Source organism: Telluria sp. LT2P80 (genome assembly GCF_059685955.1).
The window spans coordinates 658,858-682,851 of the sequence record NZ_JCASIO010000001.1; the positions used below are offsets into that span (position 1 = coordinate 658,858).

General features: G+C 64.4%; 18 protein-coding genes. 8 read left to right on the plus strand and 10 right to left on the minus strand.

Annotated features, from left to right (window positions below):
* Positions 1 to 141: 141 nt before the first annotated feature.
* From AC56LW_RS02955 to AC56LW_RS02975, 5 genes are all read right to left on the minus strand, one after another.
* Positions 142 to 2,685, minus strand: a complete 2,544-nt coding sequence (locus AC56LW_RS02955) for an excinuclease ABC subunit UvrA (RefSeq protein WP_499631453.1) — start codon at positions 2,683 to 2,685, stop codon at positions 142 to 144.
* A 77-nt stretch (positions 2,686 to 2,762) separates the two neighbouring features.
* Positions 2,763 to 4,004, minus strand: a complete 1,242-nt coding sequence (locus tag AC56LW_RS02960) for a glycosyltransferase (RefSeq protein WP_499631456.1) — start codon at positions 4,002 to 4,004, stop codon at positions 2,763 to 2,765.
* Positions 4,005 to 4,022: 18 nt separating this feature from the next.
* The gene (locus AC56LW_RS02965) at positions 4,023 to 4,559 is read right to left on the minus strand and encodes a pyridoxamine 5'-phosphate oxidase family protein (RefSeq protein WP_332531527.1); all 537 of its coding nucleotides are present in this window, start codon (positions 4,557 to 4,559) and stop codon (positions 4,023 to 4,025) included.
* Between the two features lie 135 nt (positions 4,560 to 4,694).
* On the minus strand, positions 4,695 to 5,177 hold the full coding sequence (locus AC56LW_RS02970; protein ID WP_499557586.1) for a cyanophycin metabolism-associated DUF1854 family protein: 483 nt from the start codon (positions 5,175 to 5,177) through the stop codon (positions 4,695 to 4,697).
* Positions 5,174 to 7,453, minus strand: coding sequence for a cyanophycin metabolism-associated ABC transporter (locus tag AC56LW_RS02975; protein ID WP_332531526.1), 2,280 nt, complete (start codon positions 7,451 to 7,453; stop codon positions 5,174 to 5,176). The genes AC56LW_RS02970 and AC56LW_RS02975 overlap by 4 nt, the downstream gene beginning before the upstream one ends.
* 300 nt (positions 7,454 to 7,753) lie before the next feature.
* Between AC56LW_RS02975 and AC56LW_RS02980 the strand changes: the two genes are divergently transcribed.
* The 5 genes from AC56LW_RS02980 (at position 7,754) to AC56LW_RS03000 (ending at position 17,534) form a co-directional block, all read left to right on the plus strand.
* The gene (locus AC56LW_RS02980; RefSeq protein WP_499631460.1) at positions 7,754 to 9,931 is read left to right on the plus strand and encodes a cyanophycin synthetase; all 2,178 of its coding nucleotides are present in this window, start codon (positions 7,754 to 7,756) and stop codon (positions 9,929 to 9,931) included.
* An 87-nt stretch (positions 9,932 to 10,018) separates the two neighbouring features.
* Positions 10,019 to 12,592: a cyanophycin synthetase gene (cphA, locus tag AC56LW_RS02985; protein WP_499631463.1), complete on the plus strand. Its 2,574-nt coding sequence runs from the start codon at positions 10,019 to 10,021 to the stop codon at positions 12,590 to 12,592.
* A 51-nt stretch (positions 12,593 to 12,643) separates the two neighbouring features.
* The gene (locus AC56LW_RS02990) at positions 12,644 to 13,654 is read left to right on the plus strand and encodes a MaoC/PaaZ C-terminal domain-containing protein (RefSeq protein WP_499631466.1); all 1,011 of its coding nucleotides are present in this window, start codon (positions 12,644 to 12,646) and stop codon (positions 13,652 to 13,654) included.
* Positions 13,655 to 13,899: 245 nt separating this feature from the next.
* A complete protein-coding gene (gene mutS / locus AC56LW_RS02995) occupies positions 13,900 to 16,569 on the plus strand; it encodes a DNA mismatch repair protein MutS (RefSeq protein WP_499631469.1) in 2,670 nt (889 codons plus the stop codon).
* Positions 16,569 to 17,534, plus strand: a complete 966-nt coding sequence (locus AC56LW_RS03000) for a hypothetical protein (protein ID WP_499631472.1) — start codon at positions 16,569 to 16,571, stop codon at positions 17,532 to 17,534. Before mutS ends, AC56LW_RS03000 begins: the two co-directional genes overlap by 1 nt.
* Before the next feature lie 55 nt (positions 17,535 to 17,589).
* Here AC56LW_RS03000 and AC56LW_RS03005 read toward each other — a convergent pair whose 3' ends face one another.
* Entirely contained in the window at positions 17,590 to 18,123 is a 534-nt protein-coding gene (locus AC56LW_RS03005; RefSeq protein WP_499631474.1) for an FKBP-type peptidyl-prolyl cis-trans isomerase, read from the minus strand.
* A gap of 77 nt (positions 18,124 to 18,200) precedes the next feature.
* Here AC56LW_RS03005 and AC56LW_RS03010 point away from each other — a divergent pair, with 77 nt between their 5' ends.
* From AC56LW_RS03010 to AC56LW_RS03020, 3 genes are all read left to right on the plus strand, one after another.
* Positions 18,201 to 19,322 (plus strand): JmjC domain-containing protein, encoded by a 1,122-nt coding sequence (locus AC56LW_RS03010; RefSeq protein ID WP_499631477.1) that lies wholly within the window; start codon positions 18,201 to 18,203, stop codon positions 19,320 to 19,322.
* A 2-nt stretch (positions 19,323 to 19,324) separates the two neighbouring features.
* Positions 19,325 to 19,801, plus strand: coding sequence for a DUF7931 domain-containing protein (locus AC56LW_RS03015; RefSeq protein WP_499631480.1), 477 nt, complete (start codon positions 19,325 to 19,327; stop codon positions 19,799 to 19,801).
* Positions 19,802 to 20,095: 294 nt separating this feature from the next.
* The gene (locus AC56LW_RS03020; protein ID WP_183555566.1) at positions 20,096 to 20,377 is read left to right on the plus strand and encodes a hypothetical protein; all 282 of its coding nucleotides are present in this window, start codon (positions 20,096 to 20,098) and stop codon (positions 20,375 to 20,377) included.
* A gap of 159 nt (positions 20,378 to 20,536) precedes the next feature.
* On the opposite strand, the gene bamC is transcribed toward AC56LW_RS03020, so the two are convergent.
* From bamC to AC56LW_RS03040, 4 genes are read right to left on the minus strand one after another with little or no spacing between them, the layout of a single operon-like run.
* Positions 20,537 to 21,730 (minus strand): NlpB/DapX family lipoprotein, encoded by a 1,194-nt coding sequence (bamC, locus tag AC56LW_RS03025; protein WP_183555567.1) that lies wholly within the window; start codon positions 21,728 to 21,730, stop codon positions 20,537 to 20,539.
* Positions 21,731 to 21,770: 40 nt separating this feature from the next.
* Complete coding sequence (gene dapA, locus AC56LW_RS03030; protein WP_183555568.1) at positions 21,771 to 22,655, minus strand: 4-hydroxy-tetrahydrodipicolinate synthase; 885 nt, start codon at positions 22,653 to 22,655, stop codon at positions 21,771 to 21,773.
* 55 nt (positions 22,656 to 22,710) lie between these two features.
* A complete protein-coding gene (locus AC56LW_RS03035; RefSeq protein ID WP_499631485.1) occupies positions 22,711 to 23,298 on the minus strand; it encodes a class I SAM-dependent methyltransferase in 588 nt (195 codons plus the stop codon).
* Between the two features lie 4 nt (positions 23,299 to 23,302).
* The gene (locus AC56LW_RS03040) at positions 23,303 to 23,956 is read right to left on the minus strand and encodes a site-2 protease family protein (protein WP_332531464.1); all 654 of its coding nucleotides are present in this window, start codon (positions 23,954 to 23,956) and stop codon (positions 23,303 to 23,305) included.
* Positions 23,957 to 23,994 lie beyond the last annotated feature (38 nt).

Sequence of the window (23,994 nt, forward strand, 5' to 3'; positions counted from 1 at the left end):
TTAGAAAAAAAATATCCCAAGTGTAACGCAAACGTGACATTGCGCCCACACGAAATGTGCACGGTCGTGCCAAAGCGCGACCGTGCACAACACCCGTAATCTTAGCAAAATGGATACGCGTTGGGCGCACCGCTTCGCGCGCTACCTGGCCTCAACCAGATGCGGCATCAGGTACTGCGCTGTGCGGCTTTTCTTGTTGCGCGCGACATCAAGCGGCGGTCCGGCGACCACGATGTTGCCGCCCAGATCACCCGCACCGGGGCCGACATCGATCACCCAGTCGCTGCCCGCGACCACGCGCATCGTGTGTTCGACCACGATCACCGTGTTGCCGGCATCGACCAGACGGTTCAGCTGCACCATCAGGCGGTCGGCATCGACCGGGTGCAGGCCGGTGGTCGGCTCGTCCAGCACGTACAGCGCATTGCCGCGTGTGGCGCGCTGCAGTTCGGACGCCAGCTTGATGCGCTGCGCCTCGCCGCCCGACAGCTCGGTGGCCGGCTGGCCCAGGCGCAGGTAATCCAGCCCGACCTCGTTCAGCACTTCCAGCGAGCGCTCAACCAGCGCTTCATCCTTGAAGAACGTGATCGCCTCGCCCACCGTCATGCCCAGGACTTCGGCGATGTTCTTGCCGCGGTAGGTCACTTCGAGCGTCTGCGCGTTGTAGCGCGCGCCGTCGCAGGTCGGGCATGGCGCGTACACGCTTGGCAGGAACAGCAACTCGACCATCACGAAGCCTTCGCCCGCGCAGTGCTCGCAGCGGCCCTTGGCGACGTTGAACGAGAAGCGGCCGGCGTCGAAACGGCGTTTCTTCGCGTCCGGCGTGGCCGCAAACAGCTTGCGCACCTGGTCGAACAGGCCTGTATAAGTGGCCAGATTCGAGCGCGGGGTGCGCCCGATCGGCTTCTGGTCGACCCGCACCAGGCGCCGCACGCCCTCCATGCCGGCCACGATGCGCCCCTCGAGGGGCAAGGCTTCGTCGCGTTCCAGGTCCGGTTCGTCGGACTGCTCTTCGGCCACCGCGCTGCCCTGCCCCAGCGCCGCGCCGACCAGTTCGACCAGCACCTGGCTGACCAGGCTCGATTTACCGGAACCCGACACGCCCGTGACGCTCGTGAGCACGCCCAGCGGGAACGCGACGGCGAGATCCTGCAGATTGTTGCGGCGTACGGCCTCGAGCTTGAGCCAGCCGGTCGGTTCGCGCGGTGTGCGCGGTGCCAAAGCTGCTTCGCCGAACAGGTAGCGCCGCGTTTGCGATGCTTCCACATCGCGCAAGCCGTCCGGCACACCGCTGTAGAGCACCTGGCCACCGCGCTCGCCGGCCAGCGGGCCGACGTCGACGATCCAGTCGGCCTGGCGGATCACGTCCAGCGCGTGTTCAACGACGAACAGCGAATTGCCCGCGGCTTTGAGTTGCGCCAGTGCGTCGAGCAGCGCTTCGGCATCAGCCGGATGCAGGCCGGCTGACGGCTCATCGAGCACATAGACGACGCCGAACAGGCTGGAGCGCACTTGGGTGGCCAGGCGCAGACGCTGCAGTTCGCCCGGCGACAGGCTTGGCGTGCTGCGATCGAGCGCCAGGTAGCCCAGACCCAACGCCAGCAGCACTTCGATGCGCGCCGACAGGTCGTCGGCAATGCGCCGACGCACGATCAACTGCTCGGCGTGCAGGCCTTTCTCGACCTTGCTCGTCGCGTGCGTGTACGGCGCCAGCAGTTCAGCCAGGCGCGCCAGCGGCAGGCGCGAGAGTTCGGCGATATCCAGGCCGGCGAATGTCACCGACAGTGACTCTCGCCGCAGGCGCTTGCCTTCGCATTCCGGACACGCGGTGCTGACCATGTAGCGCGCCACGCGCTTTTTCATCGACGCGCTTTCGGTATTGGCAAAAGTCTGCATTACATAGCGGCGCACGCCGGTGAACGTGCCCTGGTAGCTGGGCGTGTCCTTGCGCTTGAGTGCGGCGCGGGTTTCTGCAGGCGTCAGGCCGCCGTACACGGGCACGCTCGGGCTTTCATCGGTATACAGAATCCAGTCGCGGTCTTTCTTCGGCAGGTCGCGCCACGGGGTGTCGACGTCGTAGCCCAGCGTCACCAGAATGTCGCGCAGGTTCTGGCCGTGCCAGGCCGGCGGCCAGGCAGCAATCGCCCGTTCGCGAATTGTCAGGCTGTCGTCCGGGACCATCGATTGCTCGGTCACCTCGAACACGCGCCCCATGCCCGAACAGCGCGGGCAGGCGCCCTGCGGCGTGTTGGGCGAAAACGATTCGGCGTATAGCAGCTCTTGCCCGGCCGGATAATCGCCAGCGCGCGAATACAGCATGCGCAGCGAATTCGATAACGTGCTGACGCTGCCAACTGACGAGCGGGCCGTGGGCGTGCCGCGCTGCTGCTGCAAGGCGACGGCCGGCGGCAAGCCTTCGATCGTGTCGACTTCGGGCACCGGCATCTGGTGGAACAGGCGGCGCGCATAGGGCGAGACCGATTCGAGGTAGCGGCGCTGGGCCTCGGCGTACAGCGTGCCGAAGGCGAGCGACGACTTGCCCGAACCCGAGACGCCAGTAAATACGACGAGTTGCCCGCGCGGGATGTCGAGGCTGACGTTTTTCAGATTGTGTTCACGGGCGCCGCGGACATGGACGAAGCCGTCTTCGGCAGCGTTTTGGGGCGTAGTTTTCTTGCTGGGCATCTGCCCTCCGGCATATTCTAGATATGCCATTGGACGCCTTTACGGCAAAGGTGTCGGTGCGCTTACCAACAATCGGCTCAAGCGTGCGCCAGGTCTTCCAGTTGGCGGCACAGCGCATCGAGCTTGTCAGGCGTGTCGAATCGGGCAGCCACCGCCGCTGCCTGCGACGCTACCGGGCCCGTGACAACCTGCTGCAGCGCGGTCGCCATCCTGGCCGGTGTGACGCGCTTGGCGTGCAGGCTGGCGCCCGCCCCCAGCGCCATCACCCTTGCCGCGTTATCGAACTGATCGTGCGCGAGCGGCACCACCAGCTGCGGCGTACCGGCGCGCAGCGCTTCGGCAGTCGTGCCGATGCCGCCGTGATGAACCAGCGCCGCAACATGGGGCAGCAAGGCCTTGAGCGGCACATAGTCTTGCCAGCAGATGGACGGCGGCAGCGAGCCGGGCAGCTGCTCGCGGTGCGGCGTCAGGAAAATCGCCCGCAGGCCCAACTGCGCGACGGCTTGCGCCGCCGCCTCAAAATAGCGCCCCGCCTGCCGGTTGCCGGTGCCTGGCGTGAACACCACTGGCGGCGCACCGGCGGCGAGAAACGCCCGCAGCGTTGCGCTTGGCGCGGCGTCAGGATCAGGGTCGTACAGCGGAAAGCCGGCCTGATACAGCGGCTGCGGCCAGTCCGGCACGGGCGCGGCAAACCAGTCGGGAAACAGCGCCAGCGACAGGTCGGGAATGGTCTGGATGTAGTCGATCAGGCTGCGCACACGGGGCAAGCCCCGCTCTTCGCGCGCCGCGTTCAGGCCGGGCAAGGCAACCGGATCGATAAAGCGTGCAGCGAGCGTGCGCCACAACCAGCGGCGCACGCCATGCGGCACCCAGGTGGGCACGGGCCAGGGCCCAAGCAACAGTGGGTCGTGTACGGTAGGAAGGTTTGACGGTGCCAGCCAGGTTGCGGCAATGCGCAGGCCAGGCCGATTGAGGCGGCACAAATCCGCTTCGGGCAGCGCCAGCGGGTGCACGAGCAACAAAGTGTCCTTGCCGCTGTCGAGCGCCGCCACCATGGCAGGCAGTTGCGCCATCGCCGGTCGCGTTGCGTCCCACACCACGGCCAGGCCACGGGTGGGATGCCACAGGTCGGGATGGTCGAGCACGGCCGGGTCGGCCGGCAACCCATGAAAGGTGAGGCCGGCCGCATCGACATACAGTGCATGCAGGTCGGGCCCGAGAAAATCGACGCGGTGACCGCGCTCGCGCAAGGCCCGCCCGATCCACAGGAACGGGAACAGGTCCCCCGCCGAGCCCATCGTCACCAGGATTACATGCATGGGCCCGCCCTTCCTGGTTTAGAAGGTCAGCGTGCCTTCAATGGAATCATCCAGCGTCTTGCCGATCACGGCGCCGATCGCCATCTTCGCGCCGGCCACGATGCCGCCGTGCTTGTTGTCCCAATAATAACCGGACTTCGGGGTCACCTTGATCACGATGATGCGCGGGTCGTCCTCGCCTTCGGTGAACCAGGTCTTCAGCAGCGGCTCCCACAGCTGCTTGATGCGGGCCTTGTCCTGCGAGACTTCAGCATGGCCGTCGAGTTCGAGGAAGCCGGCGTTTTCGCCTGCCTGGAAGAACAGTTTGACGGTCGGGTTGGCCTGCAGCTCCTGGTTCGTGTGGCTGTCGATCGCGCCCAGGTACCAGATGGCGCCGTTGTCGTCGGTCTCGCGCACGCTCATCGGGCGCACGCCGCGGCTGTCGCCGGTGCCGCCGCCGGTGATGAAGAAGCCGGTCTCGGCATCGTCGATGATGTCCTTGATGCGTTCGATGGCTTCGGCGCCTGCCAGATCGCGGCGGTTTTCTTCGGGCTGGTTGCGGTTGATGGAATCCATGGTCGTCTCCTGTAAGCGAAGGCCGTGTGGCCGATGAGACAACTGTAACGCCATCCGCGCCGGCGGTATGTGGGCCGACGAACGTACGGGACCACATGCCGCCGCTGACGGGTCAAAGCGGGGACGCCCTGCCCGTCACAGGAAACGGTCGAGGATCTTGCGGCTGTGCTTGTCGATCTTGAACATGTCGCGCACCAAAAAGTTGATGCCGTGGCTGTCGGCCACCAGCAGCGACGCTTCTCCAATGCGGCGAATATCCTCGTCGAGCTTGAGCACGAACTCGGTATCGCCCCGGTCGGTCGTCACATACCAGGTGCACGGCGTGGCAAAGCTCGACACATCCTTGATATTGATGATCTCGGGGATGAACTCGCGCCCGCCGATTTCATCGCTGACCAGGGTGCGGATATCCTCGGGCATCGTCGCCAGGTCGTCGATCCAGGCGACCTCTTTGCCGCCATCGCGCACGAGCGAAATGCCCCTGGTCGGCGCCTGGATCGGGAAGGCGCGCACAGGCGTGATGCCCACGTATTCTTCACCAGTCTCGAGAGTGATCACCAGCTTGCCGAAGCTGTTGCGGCGCAGCTGGAACGGGGTTGTCGAAACAGTACTCATCATGCGTCCTTGTCGTCCAGGTCCTGGTCCACGTTGCGCGCTTGCGCTTCGTACAGGCGGTGATACGCGCCTTCGCGCGCCATCAGGTCATCGTGGCTGCCCTCTTCCACCACCACGCCACGGTCGAGCACGACCAGGCGATCGGCGCGGTGCAGCGTCGACAGGCGGTGAGCAATGGCAATGGTCGTGCGGCCTTGTACCAGATTGTCGAGTGCTTTCTGGATTTCTTTCTCGGTTTCCGAGTCCACCGACGAGGTTGCCTCGTCCATGATCAGGATCGGCGGATCGATCAGCAGTGCGCGCGCAATCGAAATGCGCTGGCGCTCGCCACCCGACAGGCCCTGCCCGCGCTCACCAACCATCGAATCGTAGCCTTGCGGCAGGCGCAGGATGAATTCGTGCGCATGCGCGGCCCTGGCCGAGGCGATGATGTCTTCGCGCGAGGCATCCGGCTTGCCGTAGGCAATGTTCTCGGCAATGGTGCCGAAGAACAGGAACGGTTCCTGCAGCACCAGGCCGATATTGCGGCGGTAATCGGCGACAGCGAACGAGCGGATGTCCTTGCCGTCGAGCAGGATGGCGCCTTCGGAGACATCGTAGAAGCGGCAGATCAGGTTGACCAGCGTGCTCTTGCCCGACCCGCTGTGGCCGACCAGGCCCACCATCTCGCCGGCCTTGATGTTCAGCGAAATGCCGCGATTGACCGCGCGGTTGCCGTAGCGGAAACCGACTTCGCGCAGCTCGATATTGCCTTCGACCTTGGCCACCTTCACCGGGTTGACCGGATCGGGCACGCTCGAGACATGGTCGAGAATGTCGAAGATGCGCTTGGCGGCCGAGGCCGATTTTTGCGTGACCGACACGATGCGGCTCATCGAATCGAGCCGCACATAGAAGCGGCCGCTGTAGGCGATGAAGGCAGTCAGCGTACCGACCGTGATGTCGCCGCGCGAGACTTGCCAGATACCGAAGCACCAGATCACGAGCAGGCCCAGTTCGGTCAGGAACGACACGCTCGGCGAGAACAGCGACCACACGCGGTTGAGCTTATCGTTGACGTTCAGGTTGTGCCGGTTGGCTTCGCGGAAACGGGCCGCTTCGCGCTTCTCTTGTGCAAATGCCTTCACGACGCGGATGCCCGGAATCGTATCGGCCAGCACATTGGTCACCTCGCCCCACACGCGGTCGATCTTTTCGAAGCCGGTGCGCAGTTTGTCACGCACGAGATGGATCATCCAGGCGATGAATGGCAGCGGCGCCAGTGTGACCAGCGCCAGCCACGGATTGATCGAGAACAGGATCACGCCGGTCATGATGATCATCAGGACATCGGACAGGAAGTCCAGCAGGTGCAGCGACAGGAACACGCAGATGCGGTCGGAACCGCTGCCGATACGCGCCATCAGGTCGCCCGTGCGCTTGCCGCCGAAAAATTCGAGCGACAGGCGCATCAGGTGTTCGTAGGTGGTGGAGCGCAGGTCGGCGCCGATGCGCTCGGACGCCAGCGCCAGCACATAGGTCTTGGCCCAGCCCAGTGCCCAGGCCAGCACGGCCGAGGCCAGCAAGCCGCCCATATACATATACACCAGGCTCGTATCGATCTGCTGCCCGTTCTGGTACGGGATCAGGACATTGTCCATCAGCGGCATCGTCAGGTACGGCGGAATCATGTGCGCGCCGGTTGAACCCAGCATCAGCAGGAAGCCCAAGAACAATTGCCCCTGATACGGCTTGGCGAAGCGCCACAGGCGGAACAGCGTCCACGTCGACGGCGGCGTGTGCAGCACTTTTTCGCAGATCGGGCAATCGTCCTGGTCGGCATCAAGAGGCGCCTTGCAACTTGGACAAGTGTGCTGCTCCGGCGGCTGGATGGCCACGCCTGTCAGCGCGCTTTCCATCTGGTCCTGGAACTGGTCGGCCACGCGCACGGCGTGCAGGTTCTGGCCCAGCGTGAAGCGCCAGCTGGCCAGCAATCCGTGCGCATCGGTCAGTTCGAGATGCCCGACGCCGGCGTGGTCGTGGTGGCGCAGCGCCAGTCCTTCGCGATACGGCCAGTCGCGCCACGCTGTCTCGCCCGGGGCGCGCGCCAGCAAGCGCCGGTCCGTGACCAGAACTAATCCTTTTGAGAAATGTAATTTCGCATCGAGGTCAACCTCCACGCTGCTTAAAACGTTTTCCCCTGGTGCAAGCTGTTTCGCGACGTCATTTTGCCAGTGATCAGGCAAGAAATTGGCGGCTGCTGCCAGCGACGACGGATTGGCAAGTTGTTGTGTTGTCATGGTTTGCGCCCGAAACGGGCTTTAATTCGGCAAAGATTCGGTATGGGTAAAGCGTGTGGCTATTGTTTTTATGCCAAGCATCAAACGCTCTACAGAGCGCTAGAACGTTTTTGGGCACGGTTTGGATGACACGAAATGTGTTTTGGTGAAAATATTGCGGCTAAGTAAAAGCCGCAACTGGATCAGATCAGCGCGTGATGTGCGCTGCGATTGGCGGCCTTTCGCTAACGTAGTGACACCTCAGGCATACAAGGAAAAGTCGCCGGTGTGGGAGTAGCGCCAGGCGACCAACGTATTTACATGACGAAAAAGAACGACATCAAATTCCTGCGCATCAATTATCTGGCGGGACCAAACATCTGGACCTATCGGCCCGTGATCGAGGCCTGGCTCGACATCGGCGAACTGGAAGACTATCCGTCGAATCTGCTCCCCGGGTTCACGACGCGCCTGACCACCTGGCTGCCGGGCCTGATCGAGCACCACTGCGGCGTCGGCTACCACGGCGGCTTCATCGAGCGCCTGAACGAAGGCACCTGGGCCGGCCACATTCTCGAACACGTCGTGCTCGAAGTGCAGAGCCTGGCCGGCATGAAGACCGGCTTCGGCAAGACCCGCTCCACCGGTGAGCATGGCGTCTACAAGATGGCGTTCCGCACGCGCGACAATGTCGTCGGCCGCGCCGCGCTCGACGTCAGCCATCGCCTGATGATGGCCGCGATCAACGACGAGCCGTTCGACCTGCCTGCCGCGCTTGTGCGCCTGACCGACATGGTCGACCGCCTGTGCCTGGGTCCGTCGACCGCGCACATCGTGGACGCCGCCACCGACCGCCGCATCCCGTCGATCCGTCTGACCGACGGCAATCTGGTGCAACTGGGTTACGGCGCCGCGCAGCGCCGCATCTGGACCGCCGAGACCGACCGCACCAGCGCGATTGCCGAAGGCATCGCCAGCGACAAGGACATGACCAAGAACCTGCTCGCCTCGTGCGGCGTGCCGGTGCCGGAAGGCGCCATCGCGCGCAGCGCCGACGCGGCCTGGGAAGAAGCCGCCGACATCGGCCTGCCCGTGGTCGTCAAGCCGGTCGACGCGAACCACGGCCGCGGCGTTTCGCTGAACCTGAATACCGAAGCAGAAGTGCGCGCCGCCTATGTGATCGCATCCGAAGAAGGCGAAAGCCGCTCGGTGCTGGTCGAGCGCTTCATCACGGGCAGCGAGCACCGCCTGCTGGTCGTTGGCCGCAAGGTGGTCGCCGTCGCGCGCGGCGAATCGCTGTGGGTGACGGGCGACGGCCGCCAGAACGTGGCCGAGCTGTGCGACAGCCAGATCAATATCGACCCGCGCCGCGGCGAAAGCGAAGAATTCCCGCTCAGCCCCGTCGAGCCGCGCAAGAGCGAAGAAAACCAGTTGCAGCTCAAGCGCCAGGGCCTCACGCCCGACACGGTGCCGCCTGCCGGCCAGAAAGTGCTGATCCAGATGAACGGCAACGTCGCCGATGACGTCACCGACCTGCTCCACCCGGAGGTCGCGCACGCTGCGGCACTGGCCGCCCGCATCGTCGGCCTGGACATCGCCGGCATCGACCTGGTGTGCGAAGACATCAGCCGCCCACTGCTCGAGCAGCGCGGCGCGATCATCGAAGTGAACGCCAGCCCGGGCCTGCTGGCCCACACCAAGCCGGCCAGCGGCACCGCCCGCAACGTCGGCAAGGACATCATCGAGCACCTGTTCGCGCCGGACGACACGGCGCGCATTCCGGTGGTCGGCGTGACCGGCTCGCTCGGCTGCAGCCTGATCACGCGCCTGATCGGCTGCCTGGTCAACATCACCGGCAAAGAGGTCGGCGTGGCCAACGGCGAAGGCCTGTACCTGAACGCGCGCGTGATCTCGAACCGCGACAGTACGGGCGTCGAAGCCGGCCAGCGCATCCTGATCAACCGTAACGTCCAGACGGCGGTGTTCGAATCGAACGCCCGCTCGATCCTGCAGGACGGCCTGCCGTACGACCGCTGCACCGTGGGCGTCGTGACCGACATGGCTGGCCTGGCCGACCTGGCAGAGTTCCATGTCCACGACGACGACGCGCTGCGCAACGTGATCCGTACGCAGGTCGACGTGATCCTGCCGGACGGCGTGGCCGTGCTCAATGCCGCCAACGAGCAGGTCGCGGCGCTGGCCGAATTGTGCGATGGCGGCGTGATCTTCTACGCCTTCGACGAACACCATGCGGTGCTGGTGGCGCACCGCGCGGCGGGCGAGCGCATCGTGTTTGTCCGTGACGGACGCATCATGTTGGCCGAAGGCGATGCGGAGACGCGCCTGAACACGCTGGACACGATGAAGCCGTCCACCGTGAAGTACCCCGAAAACGTGCTGGCGGCAGTGGCGGCGGCGTGGGCGCTCGGCGTGCCGAGCGACCTGCTGTGCGGCGGCCTGCGCGCGTTCGACGCGACACCAAAACAAACGACACATTGAATGACACTGCCCGGCAATCTGCCGGGCCTGGCGCCCGCCCCCGCGCATGTGCGCGCGGTGCGCGGCCCGCGAAAGGAATGACGGTTTATGGAAGTATCTCGCGTACGGGCCCTGCGTGGCCCCAATCTCTGGAGCCACCACACCTCGGTCGAGGCGATCGTGACGTGCACGCCTGAGGAAGAATCGATCGGCGAACTGCCCGGTTTCGAATCGCGCCTGCGCGTGCGCTTCCCGCAGATCGGCGGCCTGCAGCCGTTCGGCCACTACGAAACGATCCCGCTGGCCCACGTGCTCGAACTGGTCGCGCTGCACCTGCAGGCCGAAGCCGGCTGCCCGGTGACGTTCAGCCGCACCACTGCCACGCTGGAAACCGGCACCTACCAGGTCGTCGTCGAATACAGCGAAGAAGACGTCGGCCGCCAGGCCCTCGAACTCGCGCAGCAGCTGATCGAAGCCGCCCGCAACGACACCCCGTTCGACGTGCCCGCCGCGCTGGCGCAACTGCGCGCGACCGACGAAGACGTGCGTTTGGGTCCATCGACCGGCTCGATCGTGCAGGCCGCAGTGGCCCGCAACATCCCGTTCCGCCGCCTGACCGAAGGCAGCATGGTCATGTTCGGCTGGGGCAGCCGCGCGCGCCGCATCCAGGCCGCCGAGATCGACGCCACCGGCGCGATTGCCGAATCGATCGCGCAAGACAAAGAACTGACCAAGAAGCTGCTCGATGCAGCCGGCGTGCCAGTGCCCCAGGGTCGCGGCGTCTCCGACCCTGACGACGCCTGGGCCGCCGCCATGGAAATCGGCCTGCCCGTGGTGATCAAGCCGAAGGACGGCAACCAGGGCAAGGGCGTGACGGTCAACGTCACCACCCGCGAACAGCTCGACGCCGGCTTCAAGGCCGCCAGCGAATTCCGCGACGACATCCTGGTCGAACGCTACCTGCCGGGCCACGACTACCGCCTGCTGGTGGTGGGCGACAAGCTGGTGGCCGCCGCGCGCCGCGAACCGCCGCAGGTGGTGGGTGACGGCGAACGCAGCGTGCGCGAACTGGTCGAGCAGGTCAACCTGGACCCGCGCCGCGGCGATGGCCACGGCACGTCGCTGACCAAGATCCGCTTCGATGACATCGCCATCGGCACGCTGGCCCAGAACGGCCTGACGCCGGACTCGGTGCCCGCCATCGGCCAGCGCGTCGTCCTGCGCAATAACGCGAACCTGTCCACCGGCGGCTCGGCCACCGACGTCACCGACGACGTGCACCCTGAAGTCGCTGCGCGCGCCGTCGCTGCCGCCCACATGATCGGCCTGGATATCTGCGGCGTCGACCTGGTCTGCGACAGCGTCCTCAAACCGATTGAGGACCAGAACGGCGGTATCGTTGAAGTCAACGCCGCCCCGGGTCTGCGCATGCACCTGGCGCCATCGTTCGGCAAACCGCGCCCGATCGGCGAAGCCATCGTCGACACGCTGTTCAAGGACGGCGACGATGGCCGCATCCCGATCGTGGCCGTCACCGGCACGAACGGCAAGACGACCACCGTGCGCCTGATCGCGCACCTGCTCACGGCTTCCGGCCTGCGCACCGGCATGACCAATACCGACGGCGTCTACATCGAAGGTCGCCGCATCGAGAGCGGCGACTGCAGCGGCCCGCGCAGCGCGCGCAACGTGCTGCTGCACCCCGACGTCGACGCCGCCGTGTTCGAAACGGCGCGCGGCGGGTTGCTGCGCGAAGGCCTGGCCTACGACAAGTGCCAGGTCGCCGTGGTAACCAATATCGGCTCGGGCGACCACCTGGGCCTGAACTACATCACCACGCTCGAAGACCTGGCGGTACTCAAGCGCGTGATCGTGCAGAACGTGGCCGTGGGCGGCATGGCGGTACTTAACGCCGCCGATCCGACCGTGGCGGCGATGGCCGAACGGACGCGCGGTGACGTTACCTTCTTCGCGCAGGACGTGGGTAATCCGGTCATGGCAATGCACCGCGCGCAGGGCCGCCGCGTCGTCTTCGTCGAAGAAGGCTATCTGGTGGCGGCGCAGGAATCGTTCATCGAACGCATCGACCTGAAGGAAGTGCCGATCACGCGCGGTGGCGTGGTGGGCTTCCAGGTCGAGAACGTGATGGCGTCGGTAGCCGCCGCGTGGGGTGTGGGCACATCGTGGGATGCGATCCGCCTGGGCCTGAAGACCTTTGTCGGCGAAAGCGACAATGCGCCGGGGCGCTTCAACGTGTTCGACTACAAGGGCGCGACCGTGATCGCCGATTACGGCCACAACCCGGATGCGATCGCCGCGCTGGTCAATGCGGTGGAGAGCATGCCCGCCAAGCGCCGCTCGGTGGTGATCAGTGGCGCCGGCGACCGGCGCGACCAGGACATCACGCAGCAGACTGAAATCCTGGGCGCGGCGTTCGACGACGTGCTGCTGTATCAGGACCAGTGCCAGCGCGGGCGCGCTGACGGCGAAGTCATCGCGCTGCTGCGCGCAGGGTTGAGCAATGCGACGCGCACGGGCCACGTCGAAGAAATCAACGGCGAGTTCGTGGCGATTGATCGTGCCCTTTCGCGTTTGGAAGATGGGGACTTGTGCCTGATCCTGATCGATCAGGTCGACGAGGCGCTGGCGCATATCACGGCGCGGGTCAAGGCAGCAGCCTGAGTATCGGTGCTGTGTTTCCGGGGACGGGCGGCGACGCGGTATGCTGCGTCGATGAATAGCCCGTCCCCGTTTTTGTTATCCCTCCCTGCCCTGCCCAGGGCCAGTGCCTGGCCGCTGCTGCGGGCATTGTTCAAGCGGCCCGCGCGACCGTCGGGGCAACCGGTCCAGGCCAGTTACCGGCTGGACCGGATCGATGCGGATCACGTGCGGCGCTACTACGACGCGTTCGGTTTTCCTCCCGGACCTGTGCCGCTGACCTACCTCTATCTGCTGGCACAGCGCGCGCAACTGGCGACGATGCTCGATCGGGCGTTGCCGTTTCGGATTGTCGGACTGATTCATGTGTCGAACGACCTCGCGATACATTGCGAGGTACGGACTGATGCGCCGCTAATACTCGTGACGACATTATCGATGCCGGAACCTGGAGCCAATGGGGCCGTCAAATGCGTGCTGGAGACAGTGGCAAGCGCGGATGGGCAGACGGTCTTCTCGTGCACCAGCCGGTACCTGATCAAACGCGGACAACGCGTCAAGCACGCGACCGCGTCGCCGTTAGTCGCGCCGGTGGGAGACGTCGTCGGAGAATGGGTCGTAACCGCGGATGCGGGGCGGCGCTATGCAGCCTTGTCCGGCGACTGGAATCCGATTCATCTGTGGCCATGGAGTGCGCGGCTGATGGGGATGCACGCGCCAATCATTCACGGCATGGAGACGATGGCACGCGTCTGCGCGGCGTTCGAGCAATCGACCGATCGTCGCGTCACCAGTCTGGCATGCCGCTTCAAACGCGCCGTGCCGCTCGGTGCTTCCGCAACGTTGCTGGCCTGCGAAGTCCCCGGCAGTTTTGTCGTGCTGTGCAGCGATCGCGTGGCCGTCGAAGGCACCTTGGCTACGTGTGATGCCGCGCGACCCGCAAAAACCCGGCATCACAAAAAGCCGGGGTCACACAAAAAGCCGGGGTCAGGTCTGACATTCGGACACGATCTCGACAGTAGAGAGAAAGCCGGGGTCAGAAAAGCCGGGGTCAGGTCTGACATTCGGACACGATCTCGGCAGTAAAGTAGTCGGAACTAGCTGACACGATGCCATACCAATCTGAACAAGAGCCCCTTGGAACTGGCCAAGGCTGAGGTCGTGTCTAAATGTCAGACCTGACCCCGGCTGTGCTTGACCCCGGCTGTGCTAAAGCTGAGGTCGTGTCCGAATGTCAGACCTGACCCCGGCTGTGCCGCGCGCGCAACATCAATCGCGGTAAAATACGCAGCTCTGGCCAGCCTCTGCCTCGCCGTACCCAATCCGAAGAAATGACCACCGTTCCCACTGAAATCAACGCCGCAGCCGTCAAGAACAGCGCGACCGACAAGCACACCCCGATGATGCAGCAGTACCTGCGCATCAAGGCCGACTACCCCGACATGCTGGTGTTCTACCGCATGGGCGACTTCTACGAACTGTTCTTTGACGACGCCGAAAAAGCCTCGCGCGTGCTGGGCATCACGCTGACTGCGCGCGGCAAGTCCGAGGGCAATCCGATCAAGATGGCCGGTGTGCCGTTCCACTCGCTCGATGGCTATCTGGCCAAGCTGGTGAAACTGGGCGAATCGTGCGCAATCTGCGAGCAGATCGGCGATCCGGCGCTGTCCAAGGGCCCGGTCGAACGCAAGGTCATGCGCGTCGTCACGCCCGGTACGCTGACCGATTCCGACCTGCTGCCCGAAAAAGCCGAGCGCCCTCTTCTCGCCCTGTGCCTGCAAACCCAGCGCAAGACTGTCACTGCGGGTCTGGCCTGGCTGTCGCTGGCCAGCGGCAACCTGCGCCTGATGGAATTTTCGGGTGACGCACGCGCCATCGAGGCGCGTCTGGCGCATGAACTCGAGCGCATCGCACCGGCCGAAATCCTGCGCGCCGACTGCGGCGACATGTTCGACGATGGCGCTTCCACCGTGCACACCCAGCGCGTGCCGGAATGGCACTTCGACGTGGTCAAGGGCCACGGCGCGCTGCTCGAACAACTGAAGGTTGCAACGCTCACCGGCTTTGGCGCAGATGGCCTGGGCGCCGCGTTCGGCGCGGCCGGCGCGCTGCTGCGTTATGCCCAGTCCACGCAAGGCCGCGGGCTGCAGCATGTGCGGGGTCTGGCGTGCGAAAACGAGAACGAATACATCGGCCTTGATGCCGCCACGCGCCGCAACCTGGAACTGACCGAGACCATTCGCGGGCAAGAGTCGCCGACGCTGTTTTCGCTGCTCGACGGCTGCCGCACGGCGATGGGTTCGCGCATGCTGCGCCACTGGCTGCACCATGCGCGGCGCGACCAGTCGATCGCGCGCAGCCGGCACCAGTCAATCGCCGCGCTGCTGCAGGCGGATGCCATCGACAACCTGTCGCCGACGCTGGCGCAGGTGCCGGACATCGAGCGCATCACCACGCGCGTGGCGCTGCTCAGTGCGCGCCCGCGCGACCTGGCGAGCCTGCGTGATGGCCTCAAGGCCTTGCCGATGCTGCGCGAGCTGGTGGCGCGCTGCTTCGTGCCGGGCGACACGTCGCTGCTGCGCGAACTGCATGACGACATGGCCACGCCCGCCGATTGCCTCGACCTGCTGGTGCGCGCCGTGCTGGAAGAGCCGAGCGCGATGATCCGCGATGGCGGCGTGTTCGCACGTGGCTACGATGCCGAACTCGATGAACTGCAGGCGCTGTCCGAGAATGCCGGCCAGTTCCTCGTCGATCTCGAAACACGCGAACGCGCACGCACCGGCATCGCCAACCTGCGCGTCGAGTACAACCGCGTGCACGGCTTCTACATCGAAGTCACCAACGGCCAGGCCACCAAGGTGCCGGACGATTACCGCCGCCGCCAGACGCTGAAAAACTGCGAACGGTACATTACGCCCGAACTGAAAGCCTACGAAGACAAGGCGCTGTCGGCGCAGGACCGCGCGCTGGCACGCGAGAAGATCCTGTACGACGACTTGCTCGCCCAGCTCGCGCCGCACATCGGCGTGCTGCAGACGATCGCGCGCGCCATTGCGCAGGTCGACGTGCTGGTCGCGCTGGCCAGCCACGCGCTGCGCCACGGCTGGTGCGCACCGCAGCTGGTCGATGCGCCGTGCCTGAACATCGTCGAAGGCCGCCATCCGGTGGTCGAGAATCAGATCGAGCGCTTCATCGCCAACGATTGCCGCTTCTCCAACGAGCGCCGCCTGCTCCTGATCACCGGTCCGAACATGGGCGGTAAATCGACCTTCATGCGCCAGGTCGCGCTGATCACGCTGCTGGCGTATGTCGGCAGCTACGTACCGGCGGCCGAAGCCACGCTGGGCCCGATCGACCGCATCTTCACCCGCATCGGCGCCAGCGACGACCTGGCCAACGGCCGCTCGACCTTCATGGTCGAGATGACCGAATCGGCCGCGATCCTCAACGGCGCCACTGAGCATTCGCTGGTGCTGATGGATGAAGTCGGGCGCGGCACGTCGACCTTCGATGGCCTTGCGCTGGCGTGGGCCATCGCGCGCCACCTGATCGACACGAGCCGCAGCTTCACGCTGTTCGCGACGCACTACTTCGAGCTGACCCAGTTGCCGGAGTCGTACCCAAGCGCGTACAACGTGCACCTGTCGGCGGTCGAGCACAAGGACAGCATCGTGTTCCTGCACGCGGTACAGGATGGTCCGGCGTCGCAAAGCTACGGCTTGCAGGTGGCGCAGCTGGCCGGCGTGCCGCAGCCGGTGATCAAGGCCGCGCGCAAGCACCTGGCGCGCCTGGAAGCGCAGGCCGCCGGTGGTACGCCGCAGCGCGACCTGTTCGCCGCGCCCCTGCCCGAGCACGATCTCGACGACACCCCGGCGCCCGTCGTGGCGGAAGTCCAGGACGACGGCTTGCGCGATGCACTGGACGCCATCGATCCGGACGCGCTGACGCCGCGCGAAGCGCTCGAACGGCTCTACGAGCTGAAACGGCTGGCTGCCTGATGTCGATCCCGCGTCCGGTCATTGTCCGCGCTGCGCTGCTGGCGACGCTGCTTGCCTGCGCGCCGCTGGTGGGCCAAGCCAAGGACAAGGACAAGGAAGAGCGCCCCACGCACCGCTTCGCCGTGGTCGGCAACGACGCGCGCGCTGACAGTGACGCGCGCCTGAAGCAGGCACTGGCCGATTCGTCCGAAAAATCCGTGTCGTTCGTCGTCCTAACGGGCATCAAGGGCGAGAACGAAAGCTGCGGCGACAAGCTGTATCTGCAGCGGCGCGACCTGTTCGAGCATGCGAAGCGGCCCGTGATCGTGTCGCTGTCCGGCAGCGACTGGACCGGCTGCCGCAACTCGGCCAAGCGCACCAATGCGATCGAGCGCCTGAACCGCCTGCGCGAACTGCTCTACGGCGAGCCCGAATCGCTTGGCGCAACCAAGATCCACCTGACGCAGCTGTCGGCCAGTCCGCGTTTTCGCAGCTATGCCGAGAACGCGCACTGGAAGGTGGACAAGGTGCTGTATGCCACCATCAATCTGCCAGCCGCGAACAACCATTTCCTGCCGGCCGCGGGCCGCAACAGCGAATACGAAGACCGGGCGGTGGCCAACCGCTTCTGGCTGAACCGCCTGTTCGCGATGGCGCGCAGCGACAAGGCGCAGGCGCTGGTGCTGTTCTCGGAAGGGGCCGTGCGCCCGTTCCATCTCGACCAGCCAGCGGGCCTGCGCGGCTTGTTGCGGCGCGCGCCGGTCGAGCGCGACGGGTTCGAGGCAGCGCGGCGTCAGATCCAGGCGCAGGCCGTCAAGTTCGATGGGAAGGTGCTGCTGGTCGACAGTGACGCGCCAGGTGGCCACAAGCCGCAGATCGCATGGAAAGGCAATCTGGGACAGCTGTCAGTGGGAACCAAGGCGGTCGAGGTGAATGTGATGCTGGGGAAAGATGCGGCGTTCACGGTGGTGGACGCGAAGCAGTAGAACAGAAATTACAAGCGCGGCCACCGCGTGATGCGGTGGCCGCGCACCAACCGGATTACTGCAGCGGCTGGGTACGGAAGTGGTCGCCATCATCGCTGTCATCGATCTCGTGATGATGACCGCCAGCGCCGTGCACGTGACCGTGCTGGATTTCTTCGGCGGTCGCAGCGCGCACGTCGACCACGGACAGGTCAAAGCGCAGAGCCATGCCGGCCAGTGGATGGTTGCCATCCAGGACGACCTTGTCGTCAGCAATTTCGGTGACGGTGAAAATCACCGGCTCGTCGTCGCCGTTTTCGGCCATGCCTTCGAACTGCATGCCGACTTCGATCGGTTCCGGCAGGCGCGAACGCTCTTCAACCTTGACCAGCTCTGGCTCGTAGTCGCCGAACGCGTCGTCTGGCTCCACCTGGATCGTCGAGGCGTAGCCGGTTTCTTTGCCGTCCAGCTCTTCTTCGATCTTCGGCAGGGTATTCTCGTAGCCGCCGTGCAGGTACACCATCGGCTGGGAGCCCTCCTCGATCAGATTGTTCTGGGCATCCGACAGTTTATAGTTAACCGTCACGACTGTGTCTTTAGCAATCTTCATCGTCCATCCTTTCATTGTGAGCTGCGGATTATACTCTCGATGGGTCTAGGCCCCGCTTCGGCTGGTTATAATGTCGCATGAAAAAATTACCGCTTTTGGGGAATCTTTCCCCTGCTGAATTCTTGCGCGACTACTGGCACAAGAAGCCGCTGCTGATCCGTGGCGCCATCCCCGGCTTCAAGCCGCTGCTCAAGTTCGAGAAGCTGGCCGAGCTGGCCGCACTGAACCATGTCGAATCGCGCCTGGTCTCGCTGCGCGACGGCGAGTGGGACATGCAGCACGGCCCCCTCACCGAATTGCCGGCGCGCAGCGAGCCCAACTGGACGATGCTGGTCCAGGGCGTGAACCTGCATGACGAGCGCGCCGACGAGCTGCTGCGCCAGTTCCGCTTCGTGCCCGATGCCCGCCTGGACGACCTGATGGTGAGCTTTGCCACCGACGGCGCCGGCGTCGGCCCCCATTACGATTCGTACGACGTATTCCTGCTGCAGGCGCACGGCAAGCGCCGCTGGCGCATCGGCGCGCAGCAGGACCTGACGATCATCGAAGGCTTGCCGCTCAAGATCCTGGCCAATTTCGAGGCCGAAGAAGAGTTCGTGCTCGAGCCGGGCGACATGCTGTACCTGCCACCACAGTACGCGCACGACGGCATCGCCGAAGGCGAATGCATGACGTATTCGATCGGTTTCCGCTCGCCGTCGTTCCAGGAACTGGGCGAAGCGTTCCTGCAATTCATGGCCGATTCGATCGACCTGCCGGGCCGCTACGCCGATCCCGAATTGCAAGAAGCAAAGAATCCAGCCGAGATTCCGAAGCACATGCTCGCCACCGTTACCGAAGAGCTCAACAAGGTGCGCTGGGATGAAGAAGACGTCACCATCTTCCTCGGCGAGCACATGTCCGAGCCGAAGCACAATGTGTTCTTCACGCCGCCCGCCAAGCCGATGACCTTCGGCCGTTTCATGGAAACGGCCGCCAAGCGCGGCGTCAAGCTCTCGAGCAAGACATTGATGCTGTACCGCGGCAAGAATGTGTTCATCAATGGCGAATCGCTGGCCGCCGGCCGCGCCGACAAGGTGGTGCTCGACGTGCTGGCCAACGACCGCCGCATCGATGGCGCCACGCTCGGCAAGGCCACCGACGACGTCACCGAATCCCTGTACGCCTGGTATCAGGACGGCTGGGTCGAGCTGGGCTGACCATGGATGCGCGCGCCATCCCGTTCGACACCCGGCGCGACTGCGAGACGCAACTTCTCGCCGCCGTGGCGGCCGCGCAGCACAGCCTGCGCGTGTTCGATCCGGATGGTGCGGTATTTGCGCTGGGCGCCGTCCAGGTGGATGCGGCGCTGCGTGCCTTCCTGCAACGGGGCGGCACCTTGCGCCTTGCGCTGCACGACCCGGGCCACATCGAGCGCCACTTCCCGCGTTTTTTGCGTCTGCTGCGCGACTACGGTCACGCCTGCGAATGCCGCCAGAGCCCGAAAAACCTGCGCCAGCTGACCGACTCGTTCTGCATTGCCGACGAACAGCACGTGGTACGCCGCTTTCACAGCGAACACATGCGCGGCGAAGCCAACTTTGACGATCCGCGTGCCGTGGATATTCCCCACCACCGGTTCGAAGCGATCTGGGAAGCTTCCCGACCGACACTGCACCCGACGACTACTGGGTTGTAAGTACGCTACGAAAAGCACAATTAGTTGCCCAGGGGTTAATTCTTAGGTGCCTCGCTATTTGCGTAGCATCTTGTAACAATATGAAGCTTATCAAAGCGGAAAATTCTTACACCAGAGCATGTGTTAGCTATTGCGAAACTGTAAAATTGTCTATAATATCAATCAGGAAGGTTCCGTTGCGCCCGTGGCAGTCTTGCTATTTGTGAAGGCACGAGAATTCCATCGAGAAATAATTACCGGTAATTATTATTCGTATCAAGTAGTTCTACTTTTGTAAATACTAAGGAAAAAACCATGAAAAAATCCCTGCTGATCGCTTCCCTGTTCGCTGTTACCCTGGCTGCTTGCGCTAAGAAAGAAGAAGCTCCAGTCGCACCAGTGACCGAAACCCCAGCTGCTGTCGTCGCTCCTGCTGACGCAACCATGCCAGCTGCTGACGCAACCGCTCCAGCTGCTGCTGCTGCTGACGCTGCTGCAACCGACGCAGCTGCTGCTGCTTCGACCGCAACCGACGCTGCTGCCGCTGCTCAGACCTCGGCTACCCAAGCTGCTGACGCTGCTGCTACCACCAAGTAATTCGTTACTCGGTATGAAGAAACCGGCCTGCGGGCCGGTTTTTTTACGTCTGTCGCTTTCGAACGCGTGGACGGGAAACCCGTCCACCCTACTGAATACGATGACAACAAGCATAAAAAAACCGGCCACTTGGCCGGTTTCTTGTTGCTGCAACGAGGATTACTTCAGCTCGTTGTTCAGCAGCGTCAGGATCTTGGTCGTCGTCGGCGACGTTTCCGCCTTGCCGTCGTTGGTCTGCACCGACACTTCGCTTACGTTCGCGCCCTGTGCGGCCTTGACCAGCACGCGGTAGCGCTGCGCTTCTTTCGCGTCGTCTTCCGACTTGCCAAACGTGAACAGGCGCTTGAAGAAGCCATCCTTGGTCTCGCCTGCATCCGGATCGACATAGCGCACGAAGTAGATGCCCTGCACGCGGTCGCGGTCTTCGACGGTGAAGCCGACGCGATCCAGTGCCAGGCCGACACGGCGCCAGGCGCGGTCGAAGCCTTCATCGACCTCGACCTTGTCACCCACCAGCTTGGCGTGCTGCGGCGCCAGTGGCGCGTTGGCGACCATGGCTTCGGCCGGTGCGACTTCTTTCGCGCCCGTCAGCAGAGCGACGATGCGGCTCAGGTATTGCGATTCCAGGCCCGGATCGTTGGGACGCACGGTCCAGGTCGTGGTTTCGCTTTGCGGGCCGGTCAGGACTTCTTCGGCGCCGCGGTGGCTGACCCAGATCTCGGTCGAACCATCCGGCAGGCGCTCGAGGCGCGTGCGAAACTTGTCGCGCTCGCCGGTCGAATAGGCGCTGTCGAACACGCGGCCGATGGCACGGCGCACGAAGTCCTGCGGGATCTTCGAGCGGTTCTCGACCCAGGCGGTTTCCATGGTGCCCGTGGTGGCCGATTCGGTCTCGAGCGCGAAGCCCTGCTCTTCCCAGAACTGGCGCAGTTGTGGCCACAGTTGTTCAGGCGTTTGCTTGACCACCAGCCAGCGCTGGTCGCCATTGCGCTGCACGCTGACGGCGTCGGTCGAGATCGGGCCGATCGGCTGGCCGGATGCCGAAACACCGGCCACTGCAGGCACGCCGCCGGCAGCGGCTGCGGCCTGGCCTTGCTGGAATTCGGATGCGGTGGCGACGCCACGGCCGTCCGGGATCGCGTAGCGGTTGTCGCGCTGCAGCTTGGTCAGGTCGGGCGGCACGTCCAGCGGTGCGGCCTTCTTGGTGCCTTTGTAGTCGACTTTGTCGCCACTGAAAATCGTGGTGCAGGCTGCCAGGCTGAACGCGATGACCGTGAGCGAGAGCACACGGGCGGCGGCAGGAGCGTTGATCAGGGATGCGCCGTTTGAATTCTTAGTCTTGCGAATAGTCATGTCGTTCGATATCAGGTCAGTAACCCGAACCCTTGCGGATTCAGGATGGGGAATGAACGCCGGCTTCCACCAGGGCGGCACGTACGATCTCGTGGTATTGGGAGGACAGCGGCGCGAGCGGCAGGCGCAGGCCCGCCGGCATCTTGCCCATCTCGGCCAGCGCCCATTTGACGGGCACCGGATTCGGTTCGACGAACAGCCTGGCGTGCAGGCCGAGCACGCGGTTGTTGATCTCGAGCGCGCGCGCGATGTCGCCGCTCATGGCGGCCACACACAGCTCGTGCATCGCGCGCGGCGCCACGTTGGCGGTGACCGAAATATTGCCGGCGCCGCCGCAGAACATCAGCGCCATTGCGGTCGGATCGTCGCCCGAGTACACGGCGAAGGATTTATCGACCATCTTGAGCAGCTCGATGCCGCGCCCGATATTGCCGGTAGCATCCTTGATGCCGACGATGTTCTCGATCGGCGCCAGGCGCGCGACGGTCTCGTTGGCCATGTCGGCCACGGTACGGCCCGGCACGTTGTACAGGATGATCGGCAGGTCGACGGCTTCGGCGATCGTGCGGAAGTGGCGGTACATGCCCTCTTGCGTCGGCCGGTTGTAGTACGGCACGACCTGCAGGGACGCGTCCGCGCCGACGCTCTTCGCGTGACGGGTCAGCGCGATGGCTTCCACGGTCGAATTGCCGCCAGTGCCGGCGATGACAGGGATGCGGCCGGCGACATGGTCGACAGCCAGCTTGACGAGTTCGCAATGCTCTTCCGGCGACAGGGTCGCCGATTCGCCGGTCGTGCCCACGATGACGATCGCGTCGGTACCTTCGGCGATGTGCCAGTCGATCAGCGCGCGCAGGGAATCACGATCGACGGTGCCATCTTCGAACATCGGGGTGACGATTGCTACGATACTGCCCTTAATCATAATCTTTGGACCGTGCCATTCATTTAAAAATCTGATTGTAGCGGATAGCCCGCCCCTATGGTTCATTCCTGACCACAATATGGTCGAGCCAGGCCTCGGTTTTGCGGTACGCCTGGCCGGCGGCGCACAGGCGCTGCACCTGCGCCGGATGGGGCCGCTCAACGTGGCCATCCTCGTATGCCAGCACCTGCAGACCGCCATCGTGGGCCAGCGCCAGCAGCTCGCCAGGCGCAAGCAGGAACGCCGGATTCGACGGCTTCCCATAGAGCTCGTTGCCTTGCGCGAAGGTTTCGTAGATCAGGATACCGTCTGGCCGCAGGCTGGCCGCGATCTGCGCGAACAGCGGGCGGTGCAGGTAATTGGTGACGACAATGATGGCAAAGCGCTCCGCTTCGAATGGCCAGCTGGCGCCATCGGCCTCGAGATCGCAGGCCAGTGTCGTCACGCCCTCGCCCGCGCTGGCCGCCAGCGCGGCCGGATTGCGATCGACGGCCAGCACCTGCAAACCTTGCGCCGCGAGCAGGCGCGTGTGGCGCCCGTTGCCGCAGGCCAGGTCGAGCGCTTCGCCTGACCTGGCCAGCGGTGCGAAGCGCGCTACCCAGGGCGACGCGGGCAAGGCCGCCATATGTGTGCCGGTGGTCATCGGCTCAGAGCAGGAAGAACGTGAATGGCGTGGCCGCCAGCTGCACGAGGTAGCCGCCCAGCGCCATCACCGGCGTGAGCCAGTAGCCGACCACCCGGAGCATGACCAGTGCCAGCACGATGAAGAAGCCGTAGGGCTCGATGCGGGCGAACGCATAGGCCGCGCGATGCGGCAACATCGCCGTCACGACCCGGCCACCATCGAGCGGCGGGATCGGGAGCAGGTTGAAGGCCATGATCAAGAGGTTGACGACGATACCGGCCTGCGCCATCTTGTGCGGGAATTCTTCGCCGACCTGGAAGAACACGAGCAGCACGCCGAGGATCAGCCACAGCACGGCCATGACGAAGTTGGCAAACGGGCCGGCCAGCGATACCCATGCCATATCGCGCTTCGGATTGCGCAGGCGCCCGAATTCGACGGGCACCGGCTTGGCATAGCCGAACACGAACGGCGTGAACAGGAACATCAGCACCGGGATCACGATCGTGCCCCAGATGTCGATGTGCACCAGCGGGTTGAGGCTCATGCGCCCCTGCGAATAGGCGGTATTGTCGCCAAAGTACTTGGCGGCGTAGGCGTGGGCGGCTTCGTGCAGCGTGATTGCAAACAGGACCGGCAGCGCATACACCGCGATGGTGCGAATCGTTTCTTCCATGGGGGCTGATTCTATCAGAGCGCGGCGCGTACTTGACC

What these genes read in the sequence shown, in the direction of transcription:
- AC56LW_RS02970 (WP_499557586.1), bottom strand. Translation starts at nt 5,177, where the DNA reads ATGATGAGTACTGTTTCGACAACCCCGTTCCAGCTGCGCCGCAACAGC.
- AC56LW_RS03035 (WP_499631485.1), bottom strand. Translation starts at nt 23,298, where the DNA reads ATGACCACCGGCACACATATGGCGGCCTTGCCCGCGTCGCCCTGGGTA.
- cphA (WP_499631463.1), top strand. Translation starts at nt 10,019, where the DNA reads ATGGAAGTATCTCGCGTACGGGCCCTGCGTGGCCCCAATCTCTGGAGC.
- AC56LW_RS02980 (WP_499631460.1), top strand. Translation starts at nt 7,754, where the DNA reads ATGACGAAAAAGAACGACATCAAATTCCTGCGCATCAATTATCTGGCG.
- AC56LW_RS02955 (WP_499631453.1), bottom strand. Translation starts at nt 2,685, where the DNA reads ATGCCCAGCAAGAAAACTACGCCCCAAAACGCTGCCGAAGACGGCTTC.
- bamC (WP_183555567.1), bottom strand. Translation starts at nt 21,730, where the DNA reads ATGACTATTCGCAAGACTAAGAATTCAAACGGCGCATCCCTGATCAAC.
- AC56LW_RS02975 (WP_332531526.1), bottom strand. Translation starts at nt 7,453, where the DNA reads ATGACAACACAACAACTTGCCAATCCGTCGTCGCTGGCAGCAGCCGCC.
- AC56LW_RS02960 (WP_499631456.1), bottom strand. Translation starts at nt 4,004, where the DNA reads ATGCATGTAATCCTGGTGACGATGGGCTCGGCGGGGGACCTGTTCCCG.
- AC56LW_RS03010 (WP_499631477.1), top strand. Translation starts at nt 18,201, where the DNA reads ATGAAAAAATTACCGCTTTTGGGGAATCTTTCCCCTGCTGAATTCTTG.
- AC56LW_RS03015 (WP_499631480.1), top strand. Translation starts at nt 19,325, where the DNA reads ATGGATGCGCGCGCCATCCCGTTCGACACCCGGCGCGACTGCGAGACG.
- AC56LW_RS02965 (WP_332531527.1), bottom strand. Translation starts at nt 4,559, where the DNA reads ATGGATTCCATCAACCGCAACCAGCCCGAAGAAAACCGCCGCGATCTG.
- AC56LW_RS03005 (WP_499631474.1), bottom strand. Translation starts at nt 18,123, where the DNA reads ATGAAGATTGCTAAAGACACAGTCGTGACGGTTAACTATAAACTGTCG.
- AC56LW_RS03040 (WP_332531464.1), bottom strand. Translation starts at nt 23,956, where the DNA reads ATGGAAGAAACGATTCGCACCATCGCGGTGTATGCGCTGCCGGTCCTG.
- AC56LW_RS03020 (WP_183555566.1), top strand. Translation starts at nt 20,096, where the DNA reads ATGAAAAAATCCCTGCTGATCGCTTCCCTGTTCGCTGTTACCCTGGCT.
- AC56LW_RS02990 (WP_499631466.1), top strand. Translation starts at nt 12,644, where the DNA reads ATGAATAGCCCGTCCCCGTTTTTGTTATCCCTCCCTGCCCTGCCCAGG.
- AC56LW_RS03000 (WP_499631472.1), top strand. Translation starts at nt 16,569, where the DNA reads ATGTCGATCCCGCGTCCGGTCATTGTCCGCGCTGCGCTGCTGGCGACG.
- mutS (WP_499631469.1), top strand. Translation starts at nt 13,900, where the DNA reads ATGACCACCGTTCCCACTGAAATCAACGCCGCAGCCGTCAAGAACAGC.
- dapA (WP_183555568.1), bottom strand. Translation starts at nt 22,655, where the DNA reads ATGATTAAGGGCAGTATCGTAGCAATCGTCACCCCGATGTTCGAAGAT.